11 protein-coding genes are annotated in these 9,773 nt (G+C 49.9%); 9 read left to right on the forward strand and 2 right to left on the reverse strand.

The annotated features are described in order from the left end of the window. Positions 1–230 precede the first annotated feature (230 nt). The 7 genes from JIN85_RS19020 (at position 231) to JIN85_RS19050 (ending at position 5,367) form a co-directional block, all read left to right on the forward strand. The gene (locus JIN85_RS19020) at positions 231–656 is read left to right on the forward strand and encodes a hypothetical protein (RefSeq protein ID WP_200273805.1); all 426 of its coding nucleotides are present in this window, start codon (positions 231–233) and stop codon (positions 654–656) included. 143 nt (positions 657–799) lie between these two features. After that, positions 800–1,378 carry an SMI1/KNR4 family protein gene (locus JIN85_RS19025; protein WP_200273807.1) on the forward strand — a complete coding sequence of 193 codons (579 nt, stop codon included), beginning with the start codon at positions 800–802 and terminating at the stop codon, positions 1,376–1,378. A 644-nt stretch (positions 1,379–2,022) separates the two neighbouring features. Beyond that, entirely contained in the window at positions 2,023–2,379 is a 357-nt protein-coding gene (locus JIN85_RS19030; RefSeq protein WP_200273809.1) for a hypothetical protein, read from the forward strand. A gap of 506 nt (positions 2,380–2,885) precedes the next feature. Further along, positions 2,886–3,284 carry a hypothetical protein gene (locus tag JIN85_RS19035; RefSeq protein WP_200273811.1) on the forward strand — a complete coding sequence of 133 codons (399 nt, stop codon included), beginning with the start codon at positions 2,886–2,888 and terminating at the stop codon, positions 3,282–3,284. Between the two features lie 53 nt (positions 3,285–3,337). Next, positions 3,338–3,910, forward strand: a complete 573-nt coding sequence (locus JIN85_RS19040) for a hypothetical protein (protein WP_200273813.1) — start codon at positions 3,338–3,340, stop codon at positions 3,908–3,910. 70 nt (positions 3,911–3,980) lie between these two features. Then, on the forward strand, positions 3,981–4,814 hold the full coding sequence (locus tag JIN85_RS19045; protein ID WP_200273815.1) for a hypothetical protein: 834 nt from the start codon (positions 3,981–3,983) through the stop codon (positions 4,812–4,814). 31 nt (positions 4,815–4,845) lie between these two features. Then, positions 4,846–5,367: a DUF4304 domain-containing protein gene (locus JIN85_RS19050; protein WP_200273818.1), complete on the forward strand. Its 522-nt coding sequence runs from the start codon at positions 4,846–4,848 to the stop codon at positions 5,365–5,367. A 144-nt stretch (positions 5,368–5,511) separates the two neighbouring features. Here JIN85_RS19050 and JIN85_RS19055 read toward each other — a convergent pair whose 3' ends face one another. Both JIN85_RS19055 and JIN85_RS19060 read right to left on the reverse strand, forming a co-directional pair. Beyond that, entirely contained in the window at positions 5,512–6,213 is a 702-nt protein-coding gene (locus tag JIN85_RS19055; protein WP_200273820.1) for a PEP-CTERM sorting domain-containing protein, read from the reverse strand. 29 nt (positions 6,214–6,242) lie between these two features. Then, positions 6,243–7,802, reverse strand: a complete 1,560-nt coding sequence (locus JIN85_RS19060) for a hypothetical protein (protein ID WP_200273822.1) — start codon at positions 7,800–7,802, stop codon at positions 6,243–6,245. Positions 7,803–8,383: 581 nt separating this feature from the next. Between JIN85_RS19060 and JIN85_RS19065 the strand changes: the two genes are divergently transcribed. Beyond that, a complete protein-coding gene (locus JIN85_RS19065; protein ID WP_200273824.1) occupies positions 8,384–8,950 on the forward strand; it encodes a sigma-70 family RNA polymerase sigma factor in 567 nt (188 codons plus the stop codon). A 42-nt stretch (positions 8,951–8,992) separates the two neighbouring features. Further along, the gene (locus tag JIN85_RS19070) at positions 8,993–9,718 is read left to right on the forward strand and encodes a FecR domain-containing protein (protein WP_200273826.1); all 726 of its coding nucleotides are present in this window, start codon (positions 8,993–8,995) and stop codon (positions 9,716–9,718) included. Positions 9,719–9,773 lie beyond the last annotated feature (55 nt).

The raw sequence follows: 9,773 nt of genomic DNA on the forward strand, positions 1-9,773 counted from the left end.
GGGGGTCGTAACCCTTCAGACCTAAATTTAGGTTAACAAACATCGGGGACATGATGGCATCCGTGCCTCATGTCCCCAATCTTTGAGGATGAGCCAGATTTCAGGGTCTCGAAAGGTGATGTCGAAAGGCGGCGAGCAACGCGTTATAAATTCAAGAATAACAAACTATTGACAATGAAATTGCATAATCCAATCTGAGGTAGAACAAAATATACGGTTCAGGTAAGAATATGACGCAGATCATCACGCACGCCCTGCTTTGGCTTCTCTGTATGCCATCGCTTTTAGCTGGACCACCGAAAGTCGAAGGCCTCAAGCCTGACGAGCGGGTCTCAGTTACATTGATATATTCGGAACCGGCGATCACTAAATACAAGTATGTGTTCTCGGGTAGCGAAGTCACCATCAGCGAGAACGGGAAGACCCTGGGCAAGTTGGCGATCACGGCTGAGGATGCCGTCCACATTGATCAGCATCTTTGGGCTGTCGAGAGAGGCAAGAAGGCTGGTCGGAGCGTGATGGGAGCTCCTGTTTACACCATCAAACACGAGAGTTCTGGGAAGACGATTGGGACGTGGACTTACCGGATTGATGAACCCAAGGAGTCTCGCAAGCCTGTCCTCTCACTCGGTGAACTTAGGAAGCGACTGCCATGAATGAAGAACGCGAACAAGACGCGGCATGTCAACCCCTACCGCCGTTCAGTTTGGATGATTTCCCGAAACTACAACCACAACCCCGTGATCGCCGCTCGCCCTCTCTGTTAGGGGGCAAGCGCTTTGACGTTCTCCATTAAACTGTGACTGTCATCCAATACATCAAGGCCTTAACCGATTTGGGGCATCCGATTGCTAAGCATCTAAGGCCTGGAATTCCTTCCTCGGCGGCCTCCGCCCTTGAAGAGGAACTAGGAATTCACCTTCCTCTAGACATAAGGGAGCTATTCATGGCATTTGGCGGGACCGAGTTCCAAGAGGGTGTTCTTTTGGGGCACGGTCAGCTCATCAATGGATTTCATTTGATGACGATAGAGGAGGTGCGCTCGGAGAAGGAAATTATGGACGGGATAGTGGAGGATTTTCCTCTTATTGCTGAAGAGAGACATGCCTTCGAAGGTCGTAACATGCTGCCCTTCCTGGCGGACGGTCTTGGCAACAATGTGGTCGTCGATGTGTCCAAGGAGTCTAAGAACTTTGGGGCAATCGGTTTTTTTGACCACGCGGGTGAGAGTTTGACCGATACGTTTGCCTCGTTCGAGAAGCTAATTGCGGCACATTTTGAGGCGCTCAAGAGTGGGGTATACAGTTTGTCTGATGAGGGCTACATTCAGGCGGATTATGAATGTCTTGAGAAGGTCCTCGCCAAGCACCAAAAATGACAAGGTGAACAAGATGCCACAGGGGATGGGAACTCGCGCTTGCCTGAACATTAAACGTTCAACCAAGAAATTTAAATCCGGCATACAAGGTAAGGATGCGCACATCGAAGGTAGTCATCGCTCTCGCGAGCCTCGCATTGGGAATGGTTTTAGTAATCGCCATTCTTCGACACGGACCGCCAATCAGAATTGTCTCTACCGGCACGGGCGAAATGCCGCTATTTGCCTTAATTTACGCCAATTCGGGACTGCGATTTGAGACGTATCGAATTGATGGCGAGGGTTATATTCACGCTCCGAAGGAAGTTCTCAGGCGCGGCAACACATGGGTACTCTGCGTTACGGACGGAAGCAGCATTGTTTGGGATGGGAGACTTGTGCTTAAGCAGTTCGGGTGCCGTGAACTCCCTATTCATCCAATCTCAAGTGACGCGACGAAGCTTTCAACAGGCCTGTCTGAGGTTTTGTATTCCTCCGCCACTTGGAATAGATTTGCAGAACAAGCCGGAGCTGGATAACCCTCTACCCACTTCGAGTCGGATTCGAAGGTTGACGACAAACCTCAATTTGAACCGAAGGCGAACTCTCATTAGCGGACGTGTGAATTTCGGCGTTCGACAGAAAACAAGATGAATAATTGCAAGATGACACCTGACTTTGCACGGAAGCTCGAAAGACAGGAAAGCGCATTTCAACAGAACAAGATGCGCTTGCTTGGCCTCGGGTTCATGCTACTTGCCTTGGGTGGTTTTTTTGCGTTCCTACTGGTTAAGTTTCATTGGAAGTTCCAAGGCAGCGATGGCGCCGTCTTAGCGGCGCTATTCGTAGGGGGGATGATAAGTTTGTTCGGTGTTGGAGTGTTCATGGTGACTGTCTGTATCCGTGACTGGCACGGCAACAAAACAAGGCTTCTCCTTTTGCATCTTCTCGCATCTGCAGGCGGCAATGAAAACGCGCCGAACAAGCCATGGGATGCTACTGGCGATAACGCCCCTCGTTGAATTCAGACTCCACTCTGCCGGTGAATCCACTCTAACGTTCTTCCCAAAAAAAGGGACTCACAATTCTCACTCCTTTGGCATGCACAGGTATCGCGGTTGCGGACATTCCTGAGGCGCTGAAGTCGCTTTCGCCCGACGGCAAGATCCACGCAGTAATGATATCGAGCGAAACCGAAGATCGATTCCGGATGGAAAGGGAATAGCTACCAGCAGATCGAGGTGACCGAGAAGGACACTGGAAGGGGTTTGGCATCCATTGAGTATTTCAGCTCGCCGGGAGGTGACGCGCGTCCGCTTCGGGAGCAGGTGGGCTGAGCTGGTGAGCCGACTCCAAGGCATTTGCCATCACATTTGACGACAGGTTTTACTCTTCGAGCCTCGTCTTCGGCCTGAACAGGGACTCTCAATCGTGAAGGTTGATTTCTCAATCTACGAGGAGATGACGGCCTTTATTTTGGTTTTATGGCTTTCATCTCACAGTGGATGGATTCATATATTTTGCAGTAATGAAATATTCGCTTAGGGCACTGGCATTTTTAGTAGTATTGGCTTGCACAGCCTGCTCATTTAGCAAATCAGATCGTGATTATAATCGTCTCACCCGAGAATTCATTCAGAAGTCGCCACACCAAGAAGCCGCAGCAGACTATGCTGCGGGTGACTACCGAATCTTATCCGCAATGGGTTATGGAACCTATTATCCAGGTTTGGAGATTGACGTCGGTAAAAGGATCGCCTCGAAATACGGAGTGAGGATGATAGACGGGACTACCGATGCACCAGAGAGCAAAGCTCAAGCGAGGTATGTAGCTGCAACCATCGACTTCGCAGAACGTTACAATAAGCGCAAAGTCGCCCTTTTGAGGATGTCCCCTAAGGAAAAATCTAGCAGTGAAAGCCGCTGAATGTGGGGGGCGAAAACGCGTTTGGCGGAATCGAAGCTTGGCGATTCTGCTGAATGAGCTATGACGTTAAGGCAATGATCATTTTTACTCGTTTACTTCTTATTTGGATGGCCTTTTACCTAGCGTCACCAGCGCGAGCAGATGAGCCATCGAATGCTGTTCGCGGAATCGCTGCTGAAGGAAAACTTCCCGAGAAAGAGCGATATATCTCGGTTTCGAAAGGGGAAACGATTACCTTGCATCTTCGAAATGATACGGATGGCGTTGTGCTATTTCAGGCGTTGGCTGGAGATTGTACGTCAGGTAAAGCAATCTTGCGTTCGGAGCAAGTGCTCTTTGATTCTAAGACGAAGAAAGGTCCCATATGGCTGGCTAGTTGGCTCCGTCGCGCCGTTGTAATTCATACAGAACCTATAGGTCCGTCTATTGCCTACATATCTAAGCCGGGGGATGAATTTGATGTTGCTATCACTTTAACGGCACTTAGTAATCCTAAAGATATGGAATCTCCCAGAATCCCACTTGCTGAAGGTATTTATCAGGTTCAACTCGACCTATATAAGCTCGGGCAAGGTATGAGTGGATTGGTTGAACCTCTATTGTCGTATACTATCGAAGTGAAGTGATCTGCCTATTTCACACGGAATGGGCTAAGGGGGGGCTAATGGTGAACCATTATTGCCTGAGAAGACTCGCATGAATATGAAATATTTTCGACAACGATTCCTAACAATGAAGGGCTTGGCTCTGTCGCTCTTGTTCTCTACATCCTTATTCGTGAGCTGTTCAAAGACGCCACCGCCAGTGGGAAGTGGTGTTGAACAGATAGTTCGTGGTGAGTGGGGCAGCGAACGAACCTACACAAATGATTTTTTTGGTGTTAGCCTCGGTATACCATCAGAGTGGCCCCTACTTAAGGGGGATGAAGAGAATCTAGCATTCATGCTGAAAAGCATTCGTGTTGCTGCTGGTGGGGATCGATCGACTGAGAATGCCTTCCGAGAACAATTTAAAAACATTCACGTTCCGATGCGGGCTCTTGAACTTCCTGATAGAAATGACACCAAAAATCCGAATGTGTTGGTCATGATCGAGAATATCGAGACAGACCCATCAATCAAAACAGGTGGTGATTTTTTGAAGAAAATGGAGAAGTTTATGAACTCAAATCCTGAGTTTCCTAAGTTTGACGGACCACCGACCCTGATAAGTATAAATGGGGTTGATTGCTGGACAAGATCTTCGACTTATAATGTGAACGGAGGAGATGGTATATTGTTTTCAGGTGCCGGCGGCTACACAGTTCGGCAGCAGGGGTATTCTATTGTAAAAGGACACTTCGCCCTTACCATATTGAGCACCTGGTTTTCCTCGAGTGACAACTTGTGCTCTGATTTTGTTTACAAGCACCTTGCTAAATTGGAAAAACCAGGAGAACATGTCAGCACTGACCGACCCGCTGCCGCCTCAGAGACACAGGCTGAAAGTAGCGAGATACATCAGCATGAATCGAAGCCTGTCTCCCAGTAGCGAATGCTAGGCCTCTGAAGTTCTATAAGAAATGGCTTCCGAAGAAAAACGTGAGTTCGTGAAGGCGATCGCTCCGACCTTGAAGGCGCACGGGTTCAAAAAGAAGGATGCGACGTGGCACCGGACATGCGATGGATTCATCCAGACCTTCAATGTGCAGGGGTCCCAGTGGGGCAAGTCATTCTATCTCAACTTGGGGATTTACATTACGGCGCTTGGCGATGAAACGCATCCGCTAGAATACCGATGCCATGTCCGAAACCGTGTCGACGAAGTTGCTGTGGATCGTGCCCGCTACAAGCAACTTCTCGACTTTGAGATATCAATATCTTCAAGCGAACGGTTTAAGGAGTTAAATGAAATCATCGAATCCAGAGCGATTCCATGGCTTGAGGAGTTCAGTGATAACCGTCGGTTGATGGATTTGATTTCAGGAGGACAGAGGCTCAGCTTTTTTGTTCTCAAGAGCGTCTATGATTATTACGGTGTGCCACTTGAGGTGGGTAGGCAAGGCGGGTCATGCGAATCAACTGACGACAACGTCAGCGATTGAATCGGAGCTTATCCCGCCGGAACCTCCCTGAAATTCGCTCGTTAGGTATATTTTAGACTACCATCTAACAAATGGGTAGCGTGATGTATGCTTGCACCATGCTACCCATTGTTGGTTTGAGGGAATCGTGAATCTATCCGGCGTTTATCTCCGGCGTTTCATGCCGAGTGCGACTCCGAATAGTCCTAACATGGCGATGCTTGATGGTTCAGGAACTGCGCTGATGTCGACGGTGAGGTTGTCGACATTGATGTCGCCGCCATTGCCGTTGGCAATGCGAAGATTGTCAAATGCTTCGCCAGGATTGCCGCTGCCTGCAAGGCTTACGCCAGATGTCGTGGTGAACGTCCATTCACCGGTATCGAACCAATACATGAAGGTGGCTGTGGTGGTGCTGGTGGTATCGCTGCTTGCCTGGAAACCAATTGCTCCTCCATCAACTCCCCAAACTTCGGCACCACCGGTATCACCGGTGAAAACCCTCTCGTTGCCACCCACATACAGACTTACACCGGCATAGCCACCGCTGAAGAAATTGCCACCAGATACATTAAGGGTGTCGTATTGAAGGGTCAGCATCTGTCCGGCACCAAGTGCGGAAGTAAACGCACCGAATGCAGCGCGTGGAGCACCGGTCGTGTCAAATGTGTTGGACGAGCTGATGGTGGGCGCGCTGCCGGTCCAGGGTGATCCAATATCGGGTGCTTTGTCGATGATCGCGGTGCCAGATGGTTCACTGAAATCATCCGCGAAGACCATCGCTGCATGACTTGCCGAGGTTGCTAGACCAGCGATGGTTAGAAATCTAACAAATGCTGGGATGTATTTTGTGTTGCTTGGTTTCATGGTGGTTTGGTTAGGAAATTGGGAATGATTCATTGTTGTTCTACGCGGAAGAACTGCTTGGGTGCCAAAGGAAATTCCGCTGTTGAGGTGGTGGTGCCGACCATGCCGCTGATGCCTGATTTGATCGGCGTCCAGTCGGTGAGGTTGGTTGATGATGATATCTGATAGATTGCTCCTTCCGAGCTTTCCCATGTCAGTTGTATTTGGTGGGTGGCCATGGTGAGGTCCATCGACAGGATCTCGAAGGAGAGGGGGATCAGCGATGCTCCGGGGAAGGGAATAAACTGCGCTGGTGTTTGCCGGTCCCAGGGCATGTTGAAATCAAATGCGGTGACATTTTCCACCAAGGTCCATGTGATCCCATCATTACTACCTTCCATGGTCCACATCACCGGATCCCATTCTGGCAAGTTTGCGGCAGTAACAAACGAGTAGTCGGTGATTCCTGGATTCGTAGTGCCGAAATCAAAAATCAGCGGTGCTTTGGCATTGTCCACCCACTTGGTCCCAGGATCTCCATCGATCAAACTTGCAGGTCCTTCTGCAGTGACTGGATTGACTCCACCGGGATTGGTGATGCTTACGGGGGTGACTTTCGAGGTTGGATCGTAAAATTCCATTTCTGCCAGTTGGACAAAGTCCGAGCCAGGCTCACGGGTTTTGATCGTGTTGAATCGCAGGTATCGATAGTTCATCGCACCACCCATTACAGAGCGGGTGATTACTTTGGTTTGGGATGATGCTTCAGTCTGGAGATCCGTTGCGGTGATTGAAAACTCCGTATCTCCTGGATTCAGTTCCAATCCTACCGAACCCGAGGTGTCGACCTCACCAGGTACGGGGTTTATCGTAACTTGATCGGCGAAGGAGGTATCCCAATCGAGAATCGGATTATCGCCTTGTTTGGTAATCTGGCGGTCAATCGTGAATAGGTTGATGGTTGGCGGGCCTTCCTCCAGCGACTCGATCTCGATGGAGCCGATGCCAATGTCGCCGCCATTGTTGTTTGCTATGCGAATCCGATCGAATGTCAGGAATGATGTGTTTCCGGAGGTAGCGAGCGGTTGGGCCGTGATATCCGCACCTGCATAAAGATTCGTGCGTCCAGTTTCAAAATCATAGGTCAAGGTGATCACGCCATTGAGCGTTGTTGGCTGAGCAACCGCTCGCAAATTCTGTGATGAGCCTTCTACACCAATTGAGGTGCTGGCCCCATTCAGGTCTCCCAGAAAAATCAATTCTTGAGTGCCGTTGAAAAGTGAGATGCCGGCGTAGCCATCATTGTGGGAGAGCAGGGTGAAATCGACAGTCAGTTTCAGAACTCTCTGGCTACCATCAAACGGTGTGGCTAGATCACAATAAGCAACTCGGGCTGCGCCTGTGGTATCGATCGATCCATTCGTGACAATGAGACCCGGTCCGTCGGTTTGGGTCCAGTCACCGCCGATGTCTGATGCTTTTCCGGGTAAGGCGGTGCCGTCCGGTTCGTCGAAATTGTCACTAAAAAGAATATCACCGAATACTGGGGTGACTGTTAGAAGGCATAAACAAGCTGTTGCTAGTAGGCTGGAGGTAAAAGGATGTTTCACAAAATGGTTAGAGTAGGGGATCATGCTGTTAGACCGAAAGCCGCACTGAAGCTTCGGATCCTTGGAGGAACCGGTTCGTAAGCATTCGGCTGTTTTCAGTCGGGTTATCGAAATTCGAGGCCGATATCCGTTAGATGATGCCCATCATGGATTTTTCGGAACGGCGACCATGAGTGTTGGAATCGTGCCGTCCGATAGATTTTGTAAAATGCGTGGCTGAATGGGTTTTCATGAAATGCAGATGGGTTTACTTGGAGGAATTAATTGCCGGAAACTAATGGGAGAGTCCTAACAATCGGGCCTTGGGAAATGGGTCGTTTCCCGCTCGGGCTCATTCCGCCTACGTCATTTGTGGGCCCAGGTTACGGCATGAATGAAAAAAATTGCTGCAAGCTGTAGGGCGGGATTTTCTGGAATGCAGGCAATTTATAGCCTACGTGCCCACTTCGACCAGGTTACGAAAAAAGTTGGATGCGCGTGAACATAATCAATGATGCGTGGTCTTTCATCCGAATGGATGCTCGAATGAATAAAGTCACTATTGAGCTACCCGGTAGATTTGGCCAAAGTTTGACGACTCCATGAGCGGATCATTTCCCACGCAACCTTCTAACCATGACGAAAGCTTCGAGTCGCTGCTCGTGTCGCATCAGAAGCGGATCTATTTTTTCATCCGCTCGATGGTTTTTAATCCAGAGGACGCCAGGGATGTGCTGCAGGATGTGAACTCGATCATTCTTCGAAAGCGCGACCGTTTTGCGCAGGATACCGATTTTAAATCATGGGCATTCGCGATCGCCCGATTCGAGTGTTTCACCTACCTCAGGAAATATCAGTCCGGCAAATTGTTGGCGGCAGGAAATGAGTTGGCGGAATTTCTCGCGGACACGGCTGAAGATCACGCGGATCGGTTTGAGCGCTGGATGAGAGCACTGGAACAATGCCGGAAGCATCTGCCGACTGAGTCTAACGATTTATTGAATCTCCGCTACGGCACGCGTCGTCCTTTGGAAGAAATCGCCCACGCCTGGAAATCCACCGAAGGCGCGCTGAAACAAAAACTTTTCCGGGCACGCGCTCAGCTCAAAGATTGCATTTTAAAGCGACTTGGGGAGTTCGCGTCTGATGATTCTGCACGCGATCAGTAACCTGGCGAAAATTTGAACGTAAGCTCGAAGAAATTCACGAAGATGGATAAAAACTGGCAAGCATGGATCGAACGCTTTGAGTCGGGTGAGATATCTCCCGAAGAACTGGCGGAATTCGAGAGCTTGATCAAATTTGATCCGGCGGCTCGTGAAGCATTTTTTAACGAAATGATGACCACGGTGTCACTGGAGGCAAACCAGCTGCCGGATCCAATGGGGGGTCGTCTTTACAAAATGAAGCGGCTGTTGACGCATCGATCGATGGCGATTGCTGCGGGCTTGGTGCTCATCGCGGCTGGTTCGTTTTTCTTTGCCCGCTACGCGCGATTTGATGCTGAGAGTTCGTCCGATGTTCTGGCTACGGTGACAGAAGCCGATTCGGATCATGCGCCTGATAACTACCGGATCGGCCAGTTACTTGGAAATGGCGAAGTCCATCTGGCTGACGGGGCGGAGATGGGGCTTGCAATGCGTGGCGGGGCTCGACTTCAACTGCGCGGACCTATTGAAATGACAATAGATGGCCCGGATCGCATCCGCTTGATCAAAGGCCGCGTCAGCGCCTATGCGCCAGCGTATGCGAGAGGCTTCACGATCGCCACCGCTGACGGAACTTTGATTGATCGGGGAACGCGTTTTGTCGCAGCTGCCGGCACCGGTCATGGAACTGAAGTTCATGTTTTGGAAGGGCTTGTGGATGCAATTTCCGATGGCGACCAAGACAATCAGGGTCTACACCAAAGATTGGGGATGAGGCTTTTTTGTTGAGGTTTTGAGGTTGGATTGATGATGGATTTTTAGCCGCATTGGGCGATCACGCGGA

Origin of the sequence: Luteolibacter pohnpeiensis (genome assembly GCF_016595435.1) — a bacterium.
Lineage (GTDB): Bacteria > Verrucomicrobiota > Verrucomicrobiia > Verrucomicrobiales > Akkermansiaceae > Luteolibacter > Luteolibacter pohnpeiensis.